Genomic DNA, 16,489 nt, shown 5'->3' on the forward strand with positions numbered 1-16,489 from the left:
CCGATCATGTCCCGGCCCGGCCGAAGGGCCGCTCGGGAGCAGTCGGAAACCGGCGGCCGCCCTGCTGCATCGTCGCACGGAGATGTCATGACCGATCCCGGACACGCCCGCCCCGCCGTCGACCCGCACGTGGTCCCCGCGCCCTGGGTGACCACCACCGACGTCGTCCTGGTGGGTGGCGGCATCATGTCCGCGACCCTGGGCACGCTCCTCTCGGAGCTGCAGCCGAACTGGTCGATCACCGTGCTGGAGAGCCTGGACAGCATCGCCCAGGAGTCCTCCGACGCCTGGAACAACGCCGGCACCGGCCACGCCGCCCTGTGCGAGCTGAACTACACCCCGCAGCGGCCCGACGGGTCGATCGACGTCTCGAAGGCGCTGCAGGTCAACGAGTGGTTCCAGCTGTCCCGGCAGCTGTGGTCCTCGCTGGTCGACTCCGGCCGGCTGGCGGACCCGGGCCAGTTCCTGCGCCCGATCCCGCACCTGAGCCTGGTGTTCGGCGACGACGTCGACTACCTCCGCAAGCGGCACGAGGCGCTCGCCCCGCACCCGCTGTTCCAGGGCATGGAGTTCAGCACCGACCCGTCGACGCTGGCCGACTGGATGCCGCTGGTGATGAAGGGCCGCGATCCCGGCGCGCCGGTCGCCGCCACCCGCGCCGAAGGCGGCACCGACGTCAACTTCGGCCAGCTCACCCGGCTGCTCTTCGACGAGCTCACCGCCCGCGGCACCGACCTGCGGCTGGGCCAGCGGGTCACCGAGCTGCGCCGGCTCGAGAACGGCAACTGGGGCGTGCTCGCCGAGGACACCCGCACCGGGCGCAAGACGCTGGTCTCGGCCCCGTTCGTGTTCCTGGGCAGCGGCGGCGGCGCTCTCCCGCTGCTGCAGTCCAGCGGTATCCCGGAGGCCCGTGGGTTCGGCGGGTTCCCGGTCAGCGGCCAGTTCCTGCGCTGCACCGATCCGGCGATCATCGAGCAGCACCACGCCAAGGTCTACGGCAAGGCCGCTGTCGGCGCCCCGCCGATGTCGGTACCGCACCTGGACACCCGCTGGGTGGACGGCGCCCCGTCACTGCTGTTCGGCCCGTACGCCGGCTTCTCCCCCAAGTTCCTGAAGAACGGGTCCATCTTCGACCTGCCCGCCTCCGTGCGGGGCAACAACCTGGCGCCGATGCTCGACGTCGCCCGCGGCAACCTGGATCTCATCAAGTACCTGGTCGGCGAGGTCGCCCAGACCAGCAGCGGCCGGCTCGGCGCGCTGCGCGAGTTCGTGCCGACCGCGCAGTCCGGCGACTGGGAGCTGATCACCGCCGGCCAGCGCGTGCAGATCATCAAGAAGGGTGCCGACGGCAAGGGCACCCTGCAGTTCGGCACCGAGGTCGTCTCCGCGGCGGACGGCAGCATCGCCGCCCTGCTCGGCGCCTCCCCCGGTGCCTCCTCGGCGGTCGACATCATGTTCACCGTGCTGCGCCGCTGCTTCCCCGGCCGGATGGACGCATGGACCTCGCGGCTCACCGAGCTGGTACCGTCCTTCGGTCGCACCCTCGACGACGACCCGAAGCTGCTCGCCGAGCTCACCGACTGGAGCGACCGCACCCTGCAGCTGCGCTCCGCGCAGACCGTCGCCTGACCTCCCGCCCGTACTCCCCGGCGCCTGACAACAACCCGGACCACCGCCGACGGCCCCATCCGACACCCGGATCGGGCCGTCGGCGTTTCCGCAGGGTGCCCGGCCGGGAACACCCGGTGACCACCCCGCCGCGCGCCGTCGCCGCGGTCGGAATATCGTGGATCCCGCCGGAAGTTGATCTTCGCGTCCGGCGATCCGCGGTTTCGGGGTGACCCGGCGGGGAACGCATGCGGCAGAGCGGATCCCGGTGGGCAGCAGTGCAGGTGGTCCGGCAGCGTCGCCGGGTCAGCAGAACAGTGGGCCGTCGTCGGCGCCGGCCCGGGAGAAGAAGGTGCCACGATGTCCGATCGGACGAACTTGCCGTTGCGACCCGAGGACGGTGAACGGCACCCCGCCCGCGCGGTCGGCATCTCGATCGCGGCGGCCGTGGGCGGTTTCCTCTTCGGCTTCGACACCGCCGTCATCAACGGCGCGGTCGACGCGGTGGAGTCGAACTTCTCGCTGACCTCCGGGGTGACCGGCCTGGTGGTCGCCATCGCGCTGATCGGGTCGGCGGTGGGTGCCTGGTTCGCCGGTTCGCTGGCCGACCGGTGGGGCCGCCCGAAGGTGATGCTGGCCGGCGCGGTGCTGTTCGTGGTGTCCAGCATCGGCTCCGCGATCGCCTTCGCCGCCTGGGATCTCGCGATCTGGCGGTTCATCGGCGGTCTGGGCATCGGCATCGCATCGGTGATCGGGCCGACCTACATCTCGGAGATCGCCCCCGCCTCGCTCCGCGGCCGGCTGGCCTCGCTGCAGCAGATGGCGATCGTGCTGGGCATCTTCGTCGCGCTGCTGTCGGACAAGGCGCTGGCCTCCGGCGACGGCGGCGCCCTGCAGGAGCTGTGGTTCGGCCTCGAGGCCTGGCGTTGGATGTTCCTGGTCGGCGTGATCCCGTCGGTCATCTACGGCGTGCTCGCCCTCGGCATCCCGGAGTCCCCGCGTTACCTGGTGGCCCGGGGCAAGGACGCCGCCGCGGCCAAGGTGCTGCGCCGGGTGCTGGGCGAGACCCCGGCCGAGATCGACACCCGGATCGTCGACATCCGCAAGTCGATGGAGCGGGAGGACAAGGCCTCGTTCGCCGACCTGCGCGGGTCGAGACTGGGCCTGCACCCGATCGTCTGGGTCGGCATCCTGCTGGCGATCTTCCAGCAGTTCGTCGGCATCAACGTGATCTTCTACTACTCCACCTCGCTCTGGAAGTCGGTCGGGTTCGACGACTCGTTCGCGTTCACCGCCTCGGTGATCAGCTCGATCGTCAACGTCGTCGTCACCGTGATCGCGATCCTGCTGGTGGACAACCTCGGTCGGCGCAAGCTGCTGCTGATCGGCTCCATCGGCATGTTCGTGACCCTGGGCATCATGGCGATCGGGTTCGCCCAGGCGACCCTCGGGCCGCCGGACGCCGACGGTGTCGCCCAGCCCGTGCTCGAGGGCTTCTGGGGCACCGCGACGCTGATCGCCGCCAATGGCTTCATCGTGTTCTTCGGCGCCTCGTGGGGCCCGGTCATGTGGGTGCTGCTGGGCGAGATGTTCCCGAACCGGATCCGGGCCAAGGCGATGGCCCTGGCCACCGCCGCGAACTGGTTGGCGAACTTCGTCGTCACGGTGAGTTTCCCGCCGCTGCGCGACCTCTCGCTCGGCCTCACCTACGGCCTCTACGCGCTGTTCGCCCTGCTGTCCTTCTTCTTCGTGCTCGCCAAGATCCCGGAGACCAAGGGCAAGGAGCTAGAGGACATGACCATGGACGTCGTCGTCGACCGGAAGGCCGGCGCCGGCCGCTGACCGTTGCGGGACCACTGTGAGACCACTCCGGCCCCTGTCGATCCGCGGATCGACGGGGGCCGGAGGTCTGTCAGGGCCGCGACGGGTCAGGCCGGCACCAGATCCGGATCGCTGTCCGGGTCGGCATTGCGGGAACGGTCCCCGGGCGGCAGCGTCGGATCGGACTCGGACTCCCCCTCCAGCCCTCGCGGCCCGGGATCGACGGGTACCCGGTCACCGGACCCGCCGGGCGGACGACCGACCCGGAGGGAGAGGGTCCGGCCGACCTTGAGGGCCGCGCCGGCGACGGGTTCCTGTTCGACCACCGCACCCTCGGACGTGGGGGCCACCGGGGTGCCGTCCGGGGCGACTCCGACCACCGAGAGTCCGATGCCGGTACCGATCCGGAAGGCCTCGGAGAAGGTCAACCCGATCAGGTCGGGCACGGTGATCGTCGCCGGGCTCATCACCCCACTGTAGGGACAGCGGGCCGCGCCCGCCCGTCCCCGCAGGTCGGCGCGCGCGTGGCAGCGCGACCTCCGGACGTCTCCCCTGCAGGTCGGCCGGGTTCGGCGGCGCCCAGTGGGATGGCATCATCGGTGCTCGTGCTCCGGCTGACCTTCCACGAACCCCGCATCCCGCCGAACACCGGGAACGCGATCCGGACGGCCGCGGCCACCGGCAGCGAGCTGCACCTGATCCGCCCGCTCGGGTTCGACCTGTCGGACGCCAAGCTGCGCCGGGCCGGGCTGGACTACCACGACCTCGCGTCGGTGACGGTGCACGACGACCTGGACGCCGCGTTCGCCGCCTGGTCCGAAGGGGAAGGGACACCGCCGCGGGTGTTCGCCTTCACCGCGTCCGGCACGGTGCTGCACTCCGAGGTCGACTACCGGGACGGCGACGTGCTGCTCTTCGGCACCGAACCCACCGGACTGCCCGGACCGGTGCTGGCCGACCCGCGGATCACCGGTCTGGTGCGCATCCCGATGCTCGCCGGGCGCCGCTCGCTGAACCTGTCCAACGCGGCCGCGATCGTCGTCTACGAGGCCTGGCGCCAGCTCGGCTACCCCGGGGCCGCCGACACCACGACGGCGCTGCCCGACCCTGTCGAGGGCTGAGCGGGCCCGGCCTCCCGATTGGATCGCCACCGACCGGGTACCGGATGCGTACGACCTCCGGGGTGCGACCCGGGGACACCGGAGGTCGAGGTCCGACTGGTTCATCCCATGTGCCGGTCGGGCCGATCACGTCGCGTGGATGCCCGGACGGGCCGACCTCCCCCCGGGCGTTCATGCGAAGATCCCTGGGTCGACCGGTTCCGGTTCAGGTGTCGAGGAGTGCAGATGTCCGTGTCCCGTGAGGTGCCCCGTCGGTCGGGCGACCCGGCCACCGTGTTCGCCGGGCTGGCCGAGATCATCTACGACTACGACGATTTCGACCAGATCCACGGTGCCTTGTGTGCAGCGGCACCGATGCTGGTGCCCGGGTGCGACCACGCCAGCATGATGCTCCGCCGGGGCAGCGGCTTCCAGACGGTGGCCGCCTCCGACGAGACGGCCCGCACCGTCGACATGCTGGAACAGCGTCACGGCGAAGGGCCGTGCGTCGACGCCATCGTCGACGAGAACCCGCAGCTCGATCCTGATCTCACCATCTCGCCCACCTGGCCCACCCTCGCCGCCGACGTGCTGGCCCTCACCCCGGTCCGCTCCGTCGCCGGCTTCCGGCTGCGGGTCAACCAGGACAAGGTCGGTGCGCTCAATGTCTTCTCGGACACCGCAGGCGGTCTGGACGAGGAGTCCGTCCACCACGCCATCATGCTGACGGCGTTCGCCTCGGTCGCGCTGCTCGCCGCGCACCAGCGCCATCAGGCGTCCTCGCTGCGGCTCGGGCTGGAGTCCAACCGCGAGATCGGCAAAGCCGTCGGTCTGCTGATGGCCTTCCACAAGGTCGGCGAGGACCAGGCGTTCGAGATGCTGCGCACCACTTCCCAGCAGATGAACCTGAAGATCGCCGATGTCGCCCGGGAGGTCCTCGACCACGAGCGGTCCCGCAGTCGCTGACCCTCCCCACCCGTTCGTCGTGCCCCGGGGTCGGGCGCCGACATCCCGCTCGGAACCACGTCCGTCGAGCCGGCGTGGGCAGCGCGCTGCGCCCTCTGCTGTGCGCGCCAGGACCTGCCCGGTCGGCGACATCCCGTCGGGTCCGTGATGAAATGCTCCCCGGCGCGCCGCCCGGCGCACGGGAGGGGATGACGTGGCGGCACGACAACGCGGCCGGGTGGCCGTGTTCGGCGACATCGGTGGCCAGCTCGGCGAGTTCTCCCGGGCACTGACCGATCTCGGCGCCGACGTCGCCGCCGGCCTGCTGCCCGCCGACCTCACCGTCATCCAGCTCGGCGACCTGGTGCACCGCGGGCCGGACTCCCCCGGCGTGCTGGACCTGGTGGCCCGGTTCCTGTCGGCCTCCGGGGACCAGTGGGTCCAGCTCACCGGCAACCACGAGGAGCAGTACCTCTTCGTGCCGCCGCGGTTCCACTGGCCGGAGCACCTCGACGAGCAGCACGGCGACCTGATCCGCTGGTGGTGGCGCAGCCGGCAGATGGCGGTGGCCGCCGCGGTGGACCTGCCGGACGGTCAGGTGCTCGTCACCCACGCCGGACTCACCGAGGGCTTCTGGCGCAAGATGCTCGGCGCCCCGGAGAGCGCGGCCGAGGCCGCCGAGCGGATCAACTCGATGGCCTCGGTCTTCAAGCGCCCGGTGTTCCGCGCCGGGACGATGCTCGGCGACCCGGTCGACTTCACCGCCGGGCCGGTCTGGGCCGCCTCCGGTCTCGAGCTGCTGCCGTCCTGGCTGATCGCCGGCGACCTGCCCTTCGACCTGGTGCACGGGCACAGTTCGGCGTGGAACTGGCGCCGCAAGCAGGTGATGGGCGACGAGGCACTCCGGCCGCACCTGCAGATCGACGAGCAGCACCGCCACGTCCGGGTGCAGATCGGCGATCACACCGTGACCGGGATCGACCCCGGTCACGGCGCGAAGGCCGCCCCGCGCTGGGCGCCGCTGGTGCTCACCGACGCCCTGGTCGTCCAGCCGGCCTGATCGCGGTCCCGCACACCGCCCCCGGCGGTCCGGGCGCCCCGGGCACCGCCCGGACCGCGGCCGCCGGGGCGCCGATCCCGCAGTGCGGCGCCGCCCGGCTGGAGCGGTGCGGCCCGGAGGTCGTACACGTACCTGTCGGTCACCAGCGGGTCGACCTGCCGGCGTCTCAGCGCCCGCCCGGACCGCCCATGCCGCCCATGCCGCCGGCCGGCTGCTCCCCGGCCACCGCCGTGGTCGCCGCGGTCGCCCCTTCGGTGCTGCCGGCATCACCCAGCCCGCCGACCACGGTCCCGGCGACATCACCGCCGACCGACAACGTGTAGGTCTCGCCCGCGACCACGTCGGCGGAGGAGTACACCAGCGACTGGAAGTCCTTGGTGGCGGCGAAGGAGGCGATGACCGTGCCGTCGGCGGCGGAGATCTGCACCACCGTCCCGGCCGCCTGCACGCTGTCGAAGGTCGCCGCGATGACCGACTGGTCCGTGCCGGTCGGTGCGACCGCCATCCCGGAACTGCCTGCGGCCAGCAGGGTCCCGCCGGTGATGGTGAAGTCGCCGTTGACGTCCAGCGCGCCGTTGCCGTTGCCGCTCGGCCCGTTGACCACGACCACACCGCCGGTGATGGTGGCGCTGCCGTTGGAGTCGAGGCCGTCGCCCCCGGCGTCCAGCACCGTGGTGCCGCCCGAGATCGTCACGGACACACCGTCGATCGCCTGGTCGCCGCCGCCCATGCCACCTCCCGAGGATCCGGAACCGTCGGAGCCGTTGATCGCGTCGTCGGAGGACGTCACCTGCACGTCTCCGTCGGAGATGGTGATGACCGCGCTCTCCAGGCCCTCGTTCGACGTGGTGACGTCGACCGTGCCGCCGGCGATCAGCAGTTCCGCGTCGCCGTGCACCCCGTCGTCGCCCGCCGCGATCGTCACGGTGCCGCCGCTGACCCGCACCGCGCCGTTGGAGTTGATGCCGTCCTCGGCCGCGTCGAGAGTGACCGTGCCACCCTCGATCCCGATCCACACCTCGGCCTTCAGTGCCTTCGCCGACGCGTCCTCGGCGACCGTCTGCCCCGACCCGCCGCCGGCGGTCACATCCACGGTGCCGCCGGTGATCGCCAGGTCGGTCTGCGCCTGGATGCCGTCGGCGCCGGCCGTGACGGTGACCGCGCCGTCGCTGATCGAGATGTAGCCGCGGTCGGCGTCCTCCTCGTTGTCGGACTTGAGGCCGTCACCGCCGGCGGTCACGGTGACCGTCCCGCCGGAGATGACGATGTGGTCCTTGCCGCGGATGCCGTCGTCGACGGCGGTCACGGTGATCGTCCCGGACTCGATCACCAGGCCGTCGCTGCTGGAGATGCCGTCGTTGCCGTGGCCGGTGACGGTCAGCGATCCGGTACCGGTGATGGTCAGGTCGGCGGAGCTGTCCAGCGCGGCCGAGACCTCGGAATCCTCGGCGTAGGAGGAGGTGTCGCTCAGCGCGTTGTCGGTGCCGTCGGCCAGCACCACCGCGACGTTCTCCGCCGAGGTGATGGCCAGCGCCGACGTGGTGCTGCTGGTGATGCTCGCGCCGTCCAGCACGATGCGCACGTCCTCGGTGTCAGCGGTGTCCACGACGACCTGGCCGGCGAGAGTGCCGGTGAGCACGTAGGTCCCGGCCGCGGTGATGGTGACGGTGGTGCCGTCGACGGTCACGCCGTCGCCGTCGGCCGTGGCGGTGTCGCCGGACAGCGTGACGGTGACCGCATCGGCCGCGTCGTACTCCGCGTCGACCGACGCGGTGGTCTCGTCGGCGGCGAGCACCTCCTCGGCGCTGGTCGAGGACGGCACCGCGTCGTAGGTGACGGTGCCGCCGTCGGAGGTCTCGGTGGTGATGGTGCCGGTGGTCGTCGTGGTGGTGGCGGACGTGGCTGCTGCGGTGGTGGCGGTGGTGGTGTCGGTGGCGGCGGCCGTGCAGCCGGTGATCGCCAGGGTGAGGGCGGCACCGACGGCCAGCGCCGCGCGGCGGATGCGAGGGGTTCTCATCGGGTACTCCAGGGGTTGTGGTGGTCGAGAGATGCTGTGCTGCTCGGGATGTCAGTGATGGCGGCGGGCTGAGCGGGGGCGAGCTGCGGGAGCAGCACCCGGTCGATCACCCGGCGCCAGCGGTTGGCGGGCAGTCCGGGGTGCAGCAGCGCCATACCGGTGCCGTACTTCGAGAGGCCGACCGGCCGGTGGCCGTGCGACCAGAGCAACCGGTCCAACCCGGACGGGGTGGCCCCGGACTTCGTCTCGACGACGACCAGCCGTGGCACACCGGCGCCGCGGCCGACCGAGTCGCTCCACCGCAGGTCCATGTCCAGGGTCGCCCGGGAGGCGGTGGCCGGCAGGAACACCGTGGTGCGCGTGTAGTGCGTCCGCAGCGTGGGGTGCAGCAGCCGGTCCGGCAGTGCGCCGATGCCGGCGGCCTCGAGAGCGGTGTCCACGTAGGCGATCCCGTCGTCGTCCAGCAGCAGGTCTGCCTCCGGGATCGGCCGCTCGGTGCGCTCCTTGACGGTGCTGCCGCGCGCGCCGCGGGTCTTCACCTCCAGGAAGGTCGCTCCCTGGCCGTAGCGCCGGGCCCGCACCTTGTAGCGACGGCGCCGCCGGTGGGCGGCGAGGTGGTAGCTGTGCAGCTCGGCGTTGTCGTAGTAGGTCGAGGCGTAGTCGATCGCCCGGCGCCCGTCCACCTCCAGCACCCGCGTGGTCCCGTCGAGATCCGCGAGAACCACCGCCAGTCGGTCGATGTCGACCAGGTACTTGCGGTCGACCCGGGTCTGCAGCGCGGCCCGCTCGATCAGCTCGTCGAGCTGGATCGTCCCGAGACCGAGCAGTGGCGCGAGCACCTCGGGTTCGGTGTCGATCGTCGCCGCCGTCACGAGGCCACCTCGAGCCGGGGGCGCGCCGCGGCCGCCGGGACACCGGCGGTCGTGCGGTACCGGACGTCGACCGTGGTGGTGTCGTTGACCAGGTCCAGCCGCTGCACCGTCACGCCCTTGACCTCCGCGCCCAGCAGATGCCCGAGATGTGCTGCCAGTTCGGTCTCGTCGGCGATGGCCCGGTCCAGCACGATGACCTGCTGCCGGTAGCGGCGGAGCAGTCGCGGGTGGTCGGCGGCCGCCATCACCGCCACCACGAGGATGATGAGCGCCGCGGGCACCCAGGTGCTGCCGACCGCACCGAAGCCGGCGAGCAATCCGACCGCGAGAGCGGCGAAGTAGTAGGCGACCTCGTGCTGCGCGATCTCCGAGGAGCGCAGCCGGATGATCGACAGCACCCCGAACAGTCCGAGACCGAGACCGGCACCGACCGTGCTGACCGCGAGCACCTGGGTCACCGCCAGCACGCCGATGTTGACGCACAGGTAGGAGACGACGAGGTCGCGCCGGTGGTGCCGGCGGAAGTAGACCGCCACGAGCGCGACGACGGCGACGAGGTCGAGAGCGAGAAAGACGGCGGTGGTCACGGTGTTCTCCCGGGGGTCGGTGGTTGTTCACCGCCCATTCATCCGGGCCGGGCTTTGAGCTTCCTGTGCGCCGGCCATGACCCCGGACAGCATCTGCTCAGGTCCCCGACAGCCGTCGCAGTGCGGCCGCCGCTACCCGGCACGACCATCGGTCGCCGCCGGCTCGGGGCCGCGGATCCGGCCGCGGCGTCGTCGAGGTTCCCTATCAGCCGGCGACGGCGTGCCGACCCACCGGGGCCGGGGCCTTCCGCTCGGCGTGCCGCGCGTCGACCCGACGCCGCCAGCGCTGCAGGGGCTTCTCGATGAGGAACCAGGACGCGGTGGCGGCGGCGAGCGTGTAGAGGATCGTCAGCCAGGGCCACCACGGGTGGCGGGGGCCGTACTCGTGCAGCACCCAGCGCATGATCGGGTAGTTCCAGAGGTAGGCCGCGTACGAGATGGTGCCCAGCCAGAGCATCGGCGCGAACACCCGCGGCAGGGTGCGCCAGTGCTCCACGTGCAGCACCAGCACGATGGTGCAGACCGCGATCAGCGGACCGCCCAGCACGTACATCACCGGGTACTGCTTGACCTCGGGCAGCAGGCACAGCGCGAACAGGATGCCGATCGCCAGGGTGGACAGCGCCGCCCGCGCGACGCCGGCCGGCGGCAGGATCCGCTGCAGCCGGGCCTTGCCGAGGCGGGCGACCGAGCCGAGCACGATGGCCGGGGAGAAGGAGAACGGCATCGTGTAGATGGCCGCGACGTTGTCCGAGCGCCACCACAGCTGCCAGATCAGGCCGGCGAACACCACGACGATCGCGATGACAGCGGCGATGCGGACCTTGCGGTAGCGGAATCCCAGACCCAGCAGCAGCGGCCAGAGCAGGTAGAACTGCTCCTCGGTGGCCAGTGTCCAGAGGTGGCCGAGCGCCGCACCCTTGGTCAGGTACGGCATGTTCGCGGTGTAGGTGACGCCGGTGATGACGCCCCAGACCGTCTGGTCCGTCGTCTCGCCGAGCCAGTTCCACGTCATGTTGACCAGCACGTAGACGGCGAGCAGCACGTACAGCGCGGGCAGCAGCCGGACGGCGCGGTGGAAGTAGAAGCGGCCCCAGCGGACCCGGCCGAAGTGCTGCAGGTCCTTCACCAGCAGGCCGGTGATCAGGTAGCCCGACAGCGCGAAGAAGATGACCACGCCGACGATGCCGGCCCCGCCGAAGGTGCCCGGCCAGGAATGCCGGATCAGTACCAGGAAGATGGCGAGCCCACGGAGCAGATCGAGACCCTGGATCCGGCCCAACTCGTACGCCCCCTCGGCAGCGGCCCCACCGATCGCGGAACCCGGGTGGGAGACGGTGTGATCCGGGACTGACCGACGGATCGCGCGACGCGTCCGGAAACCCGGAGCGTGTGGTGGTGGCCAGGGCCGGGATCGAACCGGCGACCTTTCACTTTTCAGGCGAACGCTCGTACCAACTGAGCTACCTGGCCTCACACATGAGGCCGGGTCCGATTTTTCGAACCCGGCCCCTGGTGGCGACCCCGACGGGACTTGAACCCGCGACCTCCGCCGTGACAGGGCGGCGCGCTAACCAACTGCGCCACGGGGCCTCGTGGCTGAACAGGTCACGAAGACCTGCCCGTACCCCCAACGGGATTCGAACCCGTGCTACCGCCGTGAAAGGGCGGGGTCCTAGGCCGCTAGACGATGGGGGCTGAACCTCGCGGCTCAGCTCCAACGGCTATCCGTTGGGAGCCCGGAAAGCATACGACACGGGTTCGGGACTAACAAAACAGCACGTCAGAGGCGATTCGGGCGCCGATCGTCGCGCCAGGCGCGGTTCGCCGGCGGGTCGTGTCACACCGGGGTTCCCAGCGCCGCCGGTCGTTGCTACAGTCGGCGGCGAAGGTCATGAGTGCCAGCAGACAGCCCCGGCTTGCTGGCCGGCAACCCTCCTACCGCGGTGGGGTGCCCCGGGTGAAGACCTGGTCCGGCACATGTCGTGCCCGGACAAGCGCGGGCCTCCGATCGCATCCGGTGGTCCCTGACCCCGGAGGTGTCCGATGCCCACCGAAACCGCCCTGCTCGACCGTCCCGACGCGACGTCCGCGCTGCGCACCCACCGGCTGATCGACCCGCTGGCCGTCGTCCCGATCGCCCGGCTGCCCCGGGTGGGCCACCCGCACGCCCCCGGTCTGGAGATCGCCGGCGCCGGCGCGACCGTCCCGCTGACCGGCGGTGGCCGGATCGAGTACGCCAACCTGGACCACGGCGCCTCCGCCCCGGCGTTGCGCGAGGTCAGCGACACCGTCGAGCGACTGCTGCAGACCTACGCGAGCGTGCACCGCGGAGCCGGCTGGCACTCGCAGATCTCCACCTCGCTCTACGAGGGCGCCCGCGGCCCGATCCGTTCCTTCGTCGGCGGCCGCGCGGACGACGCGGTGGTCTTCACCCAGCACACCACCGACGCGTTCGGCCTGCTGGCGCACTGCCTGCCGGCCCGCACCACGGTCGTCGTCTTCGAGACCGAGCACCACGCCGCGTTGCTGCCCTGGGAGCGCTCGGCCGCGCGGGTGCTGCGCCTCCCGGCGCCGGCCTCCCCCGCCGCCGCGATCGCCGCCGCCGACGAGGCCCTGCGCACCCGGCCGGCCGGTCCGGCACTGCTGGTGGTCACCGGCGCCTCGAACGTCACCGGCGAGTTGTGGCCCGTGGCCCGGCTCGCGGCCGTGGCCCGGGCCCGCGGCGCCCGGATCGCCCTGGACGCCGCGCAGCTCGCACCGCACCGCGCCTTCTCCATCGACGAGCTCGGCGTCGACTACGTGGCGATCTCCGGTCACAAGCTGTACGCCCCGTTCGGCGCCGGCGCGCTGATCGGCCGGACCGACTGGCTGCAGGCGGCGCCGCCGTACCGGCTCGGTGGTGGCGCGACCGCGACGGTCACCGACGACGAGGTCACCTTCAAGCCGGTGCCGGAGCGGCACGAGGCCGGGTCGCCGAACGTGCCGGGCGCCGTGGCGCTGGCCACCGCCTGCCACCTGATCGCCGGCGCCGACCGGGACCGGTTGGCCTGCCTGGAGGCCGGGCTGACCGAGGCACTGCAGCAGGGTCTCGCGGACATCCCCGGGGTGACCGTGCACCGACTCTTCGCCGCCGCCGACGCCCAGACCATCGGCGTCGTCACCTTCACCATCGCCGGCCAGTCCTCGGCCGAGGTGGCCGCGGCGCTGTCGGCGGAGCACGGCATCGGCGTGCGCGACGGCGCGTTCTGCGCCCAGCCGCTGGTCCGCAGACTGCTCGGTGCGGCCGGTTGCTCGTCCCCGGACGGCAGCGGCCATGCCCTGCGCGCCTCGATCGGCCTGGGTACCACCACCGAGCACGTCAACCGGCTGGTCGCCGCCGTGTCCGACATCGCCTCCCGCGGGCCGCGTCTGCGCTACACCACCGCGAGCGGCCGCCCCGCCCCCGTCGCCGACGACCGCGAGCTCCCCCGCATCGCCGCCTGGCAGTCCTGACCCCCCACCGCGCGAGGATCAACTTCCTCGACGCGTGTGAAAATGCCGGGTTTGGGACTGGTGGGGCGCGAGTCGCCACTTTCATACGTGCAGGCGGACTCTCGCCCCCGGCCGCGAGCGTCGACGCTGCCCCCCCCACCCGCGCGAGGATCAACTTCCCCGACGCGTGTGAAAGTGCCGCGTTTGGGACTGGTGGGGCGCGAGTCGTCCACTTCGCACGCGCAGGCGAAGTTGATCCTCGCGCCACCCGGGGCCAGATCCTCGCCTTACCAGGGCGTGTGGGGCGGCGTGAAGGGTCAGGCCTCGTGCCGGCCGGTGCCCTCACCCTCTGGATCGACCGGGGTGTCGGACTTCTCGAGCAGATCCTGCACCGGGATCCCGGCGCCTGCGTGCGCGCCGGCGCCCGGATCAGAATCTTCCGACTCGTCGAACACGCCCGACGAGACCTCCGCCGTTCCGACGGCACCGGCCGCGGCCGCCCCCACCGAGACCGTTCCCGTCGACACGGAGGAAGCGACAGGCGCGTCGGCGGAGAGGGTCTCGGCCTTGAGGGAGGCCTCCTCGGCCTGCCGCTCCTGCAGCGCGGACATGGTGCGCAGCGGCGTCTCCTTCAGGAACAGCACGATCGCGAAGGCCAGCGCCGTCAGGCAGGCGGCGACGATGTACACGAGATGCGTGGAGGAGACGAAACCCTCGCGGTACGGGTGGGCGATGATCGGGTCGATCGTCGAGAGGAACGAGGAGTCGTTCTGCAGCTCGGCGCCGAGCCCGCCCAGGTACTGCTGCGCGGCGGCCGGGGTGGTCGCACCCGAGGCCTGCGCCACCGCGGCCTGGAACACCGGGTCCGACGACTTCGCCGACACCGCGGACATGATCTTGTCCGGCAGCGAGTTGAACAGCAGCGACAGGAACACCGCGACACCCAGCGTGCCTCCGACCGACCGGAAGAACGTCGCGGACGAGGTGGCGACGCCGATGTCCCGCGCCGGGACGGCGTTCTGCACCGCGATCAGCAGCGTCTGCATGTTCAGGCCCAGCCCGAGACCGACCATCACGAAGAAGATGTCGAGCAGCCAGAACGGCGTGTCGACCTGCACCGTGAGCAGCAGCAGGAAGGCCACCACCAGCAGACCGGTGCCGATCACCGGGAAGATCTTGTAGCGCCCGGTCCTGCTGGTCAGCTGACCGGAGATCACCGAACCGGCCATCACGCCGAGCATCAGCGGGATCAGCAGCAGCCCCGAGCTGGTGGGCGTCGCGCCCTTGACCAGCTGCAGGTAGAGCGGGAGGCAGCTGATCGCGCCGAACATCGCCATGCCGACGAGCGCGTTCAGCACCATGCCCTGGGAGAAGGTGCTGCTGCGGAACAGCCGCATCGGGATCAGCGCCTCGTCCTTCATCATGAACTCGACGCGGACGAAGGCGGCGACACCGATCACGCCCACCGCGATCAGGATCAGCACCCGCGCGGAGCCCCAGCCCCACTCCCGGCCCTGCTCGGCGACGATCAGCAGCGGCACCAGGCCGATGACCAGGGTGGTGGCCCCCCACCAGTCGATCCGGTGGTCGTGCCGGGTGTGCGGGATGTGCAGCACCCGGGCCACGATGGCCAGCGCGATGATGCCGATCGGCACGTTGATCAGGAACACCCAGCGCCATCCGGAGATGCCGAGGATGCTGTCCGCGCCGGCGAAGGCACCGCCGACCAGCGGGCCGATCACCGACGAGGCGCCGAAGACGGCGAGGAAGTAGCCCTGGTACTTGGCCCGCTCCCGGGCCGGGACGATGTCGGCGAGGATCGCCAGCGCCAGCGAGAACAGGCCGCCCGCACCGAGTCCCTGGAACGCCCGGAACGCCGCCAGCTCGTACATCGACGTGGCGAACGTGCAGGCCGCCGACCCGATGATGAACAGCGTGATGGCGGTGATGAACAGCGGTCGCCGCCCGTAGATGTCCGAGAGCTTGCCGTACAGCGGGGTACTCACCGTCGAGGTGATGAGATAGGCGGTGGTGACCCAGGCCTGGACCGACAGCCCGTCCAGCTCGTCACCGATGGTGCGGATGGCAGTGGTGACGATCGTCTGGTCCAGCGCGGCCAGGAACATGCCGGCGACCAGGCCGATCAGGATGGTGCGGATCTGCTGGTGGGTCAGACCGGCGGGCGTCGGGGCATCGGGAGCGGCAGCAGGCGCGGCGGGTACCGCGGTGCCGGGTTCGGCGGGACCGGAGGACATCAGATCGACCTTTCGGCGGGGTCGGGGAGCACAACCGGAGCGGCGGCGGCCGGCCCGGGGGTCTGTGGGGCGAGGGATGGGTCAGCGGTCATCGGGGCGAGCAGCACGGAGAGCACCTGGTCGCGGTGCATCTCCAGCCCGGCGGTGTAGCGGGCGAGCAGATCGGCGAAGCAGGCACGGTCCTGCTCCGGCCAGTCGGCGACGATCGGCGCCATCGCCTCGAGCCGGCGCTCGCGGGCGATGCGGACGTGCTCCAGACCGGCCGGAGTGGCCGCCAGCACCGAGGCGCGCCCGTCGGCGGGGTCCGCGGTCCGCTCGATGAGCCCGGACCGGACCAGCGACGCGACCTGGCGGGACACCGTCGACGGGTCCGCGCTCATCTCCGCCGCCAGGTCGGACGCCCGCTTCGGGCCCCCCTTGACCAGCCTGAACAGCAGGTACAGCGCCGGCAGCTCGGTGTCAGAGGCCATCATCCGCACCTTGATGGCCCCGTGCGCCTGCACCAGCGAGGCCATCGCCTCGCTGATCGCGTCGCAGGACGTCGCAGGCAGGGTCGCCACATCAGGCGCACCCACGGGAGCCACCGCTGCCGACATCACCACACTCCATCCACGATTAGTTGCGTGCACTCAGCAACTTTTGGCCGCCCGCCATCATGCGACCGGATCGTGAGGAACGCAAACGACATCCGCCGACGGCGGACGATCCGCTCTGCATCCCCGGTACCGACCGGCCGCGCGACGTACCCCT

General features: G+C 71.5%; 13 protein-coding genes, 3 tRNA genes and 1 riboswitch. Of the genes, 6 read left to right on the forward strand and 10 right to left on the reverse strand.

What is annotated here, in order from left to right; genetic code table 11:
- Window positions 1–87 precede the first annotated feature (87 nt).
- Together GIS00_RS11470 and GIS00_RS11475 are read left to right on the forward strand one after the other, a co-directional pair.
- On the forward strand, window positions 88–1,629 hold the full coding sequence (locus GIS00_RS11470) for a malate:quinone oxidoreductase (protein ID WP_154768559.1): 1,542 nt from the start codon (window positions 88–90) through the stop codon (window positions 1,627–1,629).
- Between the two features lie 339 nt (window positions 1,630–1,968).
- Window positions 1,969–3,450, forward strand: coding sequence for a sugar porter family MFS transporter (locus tag GIS00_RS11475; protein WP_154768560.1), 1,482 nt, complete (start codon window positions 1,969–1,971; stop codon window positions 3,448–3,450).
- 86 nt (window positions 3,451–3,536) lie between these two features.
- Here GIS00_RS11475 and GIS00_RS11480 read toward each other — a convergent pair whose 3' ends face one another.
- A complete protein-coding gene (locus GIS00_RS11480; RefSeq protein WP_154768561.1) occupies window positions 3,537–3,896 on the reverse strand; it encodes a PASTA domain-containing protein in 360 nt (119 codons plus the stop codon).
- A gap of 138 nt (window positions 3,897–4,034) precedes the next feature.
- On the opposite strand from GIS00_RS11480, the gene GIS00_RS11485 reads away from it, so the two are divergent.
- The 3 genes from GIS00_RS11485 to GIS00_RS11495 all read left to right on the forward strand — a co-directional run bounded on the left by GIS00_RS11485 (window position 4,035) and on the right by GIS00_RS11495 (window position 6,534).
- Window positions 4,035–4,550: a tRNA (cytidine(34)-2'-O)-methyltransferase gene (locus tag GIS00_RS11485; RefSeq protein ID WP_322097869.1), complete on the forward strand. Its 516-nt coding sequence runs from the start codon at window positions 4,035–4,037 to the stop codon at window positions 4,548–4,550.
- A 225-nt stretch (window positions 4,551–4,775) separates the two neighbouring features.
- Complete coding sequence (locus GIS00_RS11490) at window positions 4,776–5,495, forward strand: GAF and ANTAR domain-containing protein (protein WP_154768563.1); 720 nt, start codon at window positions 4,776–4,778, stop codon at window positions 5,493–5,495.
- Between the two features lie 193 nt (window positions 5,496–5,688).
- Window positions 5,689–6,534 (forward strand): metallophosphoesterase, encoded by an 846-nt coding sequence (locus GIS00_RS11495; RefSeq protein ID WP_154768564.1) that lies wholly within the window; start codon window positions 5,689–5,691, stop codon window positions 6,532–6,534.
- A gap of 166 nt (window positions 6,535–6,700) precedes the next feature.
- Here the strand turns inward: GIS00_RS11495 and GIS00_RS11500 are convergent, their stop codons facing one another.
- The 7 genes from GIS00_RS11500 to GIS00_RS11530 all read right to left on the reverse strand — a co-directional run bounded on the left by GIS00_RS11500 (window position 6,701) and on the right by GIS00_RS11530 (window position 11,708).
- On the reverse strand, window positions 6,701–8,551 hold the full coding sequence (locus GIS00_RS11500; protein WP_154768565.1) for a carbohydrate-binding domain-containing protein: 1,851 nt from the start codon (window positions 8,549–8,551) through the stop codon (window positions 6,701–6,703).
- Window positions 8,548–9,423, reverse strand: a complete 876-nt coding sequence (locus GIS00_RS11505) for a polyphosphate polymerase domain-containing protein (protein ID WP_322097870.1) — start codon at window positions 9,421–9,423, stop codon at window positions 8,548–8,550. The genes GIS00_RS11500 and GIS00_RS11505 overlap by 4 nt, the downstream gene beginning before the upstream one ends.
- Window positions 9,420–10,010 (reverse strand): DUF4956 domain-containing protein, encoded by a 591-nt coding sequence (locus tag GIS00_RS11510; RefSeq protein WP_322097871.1) that lies wholly within the window; start codon window positions 10,008–10,010, stop codon window positions 9,420–9,422. Before GIS00_RS11510 ends, GIS00_RS11505 begins: the two co-directional genes overlap by 4 nt.
- 205 nt (window positions 10,011–10,215) lie before the next feature.
- Window positions 10,216–11,292: an acyltransferase family protein gene (locus GIS00_RS11515; protein ID WP_196073231.1), complete on the reverse strand. Its 1,077-nt coding sequence runs from the start codon at window positions 11,290–11,292 to the stop codon at window positions 10,216–10,218.
- Window positions 11,293–11,406: 114 nt separating this feature from the next.
- Window positions 11,407–11,483: transfer RNA gene (locus GIS00_RS11520), tRNA-Phe, on the reverse strand.
- A gap of 43 nt (window positions 11,484–11,526) precedes the next feature.
- Window positions 11,527–11,603: transfer RNA gene (locus tag GIS00_RS11525), tRNA-Asp, on the reverse strand.
- A gap of 32 nt (window positions 11,604–11,635) precedes the next feature.
- Window positions 11,636–11,708, reverse strand: a tRNA-Glu gene (locus tag GIS00_RS11530).
- Between the two features lie 192 nt (window positions 11,709–11,900).
- Window positions 11,901–12,016: riboswitch (SAM riboswitch) on the forward strand.
- A 40-nt stretch (window positions 12,017–12,056) separates the two neighbouring features.
- On the opposite strand from GIS00_RS11530, the gene GIS00_RS11535 reads away from it, so the two are divergent.
- Entirely contained in the window at window positions 12,057–13,505 is a 1,449-nt protein-coding gene (locus GIS00_RS11535; protein ID WP_154768566.1) for an aminotransferase class V-fold PLP-dependent enzyme, read from the forward strand.
- A gap of 296 nt (window positions 13,506–13,801) precedes the next feature.
- Here the strand turns inward: GIS00_RS11535 and GIS00_RS11540 are convergent, their stop codons facing one another.
- Both GIS00_RS11540 and GIS00_RS11545 read right to left on the reverse strand, forming a co-directional pair.
- Complete coding sequence (locus GIS00_RS11540; protein ID WP_154768567.1) at window positions 13,802–15,739, reverse strand: MDR family MFS transporter; 1,938 nt, start codon at window positions 15,737–15,739, stop codon at window positions 13,802–13,804.
- Window positions 15,739–16,314, reverse strand: coding sequence for a MarR family winged helix-turn-helix transcriptional regulator (locus GIS00_RS11545; RefSeq protein WP_322097872.1), 576 nt, complete (start codon window positions 16,312–16,314; stop codon window positions 15,739–15,741). Before GIS00_RS11545 ends, GIS00_RS11540 begins: the two co-directional genes overlap by 1 nt.
- Window positions 16,315–16,489: the final 175 nt, after the last annotated feature.

This window comes from Nakamurella alba, from assembly GCF_009707545.1.
Classification (GTDB): domain Bacteria; phylum Actinomycetota; class Actinomycetes; order Mycobacteriales; family Nakamurellaceae; genus Nakamurella; species Nakamurella alba.

Bases quoted from the DNA above. Each gene is read 5' to 3' on its own strand.
- GIS00_RS11470 (WP_154768559.1), top strand. From the start codon at position 88: ATGACCGATCCCGGACACGCCCGCCCCGCCGTCGACCCGCACGTGGTC.
- GIS00_RS11475 (WP_154768560.1), top strand. From the start codon at position 1,969: ATGTCCGATCGGACGAACTTGCCGTTGCGACCCGAGGACGGTGAACGG.
- GIS00_RS11480 (WP_154768561.1), bottom strand. From the start codon at position 3,896: ATGAGCCCGGCGACGATCACCGTGCCCGACCTGATCGGGTTGACCTTC.
- GIS00_RS11490 (WP_154768563.1), top strand. From the start codon at position 4,776: ATGTCCGTGTCCCGTGAGGTGCCCCGTCGGTCGGGCGACCCGGCCACC.
- GIS00_RS11500 (WP_154768565.1), bottom strand. From the start codon at position 8,551: ATGAGAACCCCTCGCATCCGCCGCGCGGCGCTGGCCGTCGGTGCCGCC.
- GIS00_RS11535 (WP_154768566.1), top strand. From the start codon at position 12,057: ATGCCCACCGAAACCGCCCTGCTCGACCGTCCCGACGCGACGTCCGCG.
- GIS00_RS11540 (WP_154768567.1), bottom strand. From the start codon at position 15,739: ATGTCCTCCGGTCCCGCCGAACCCGGCACCGCGGTACCCGCCGCGCCT.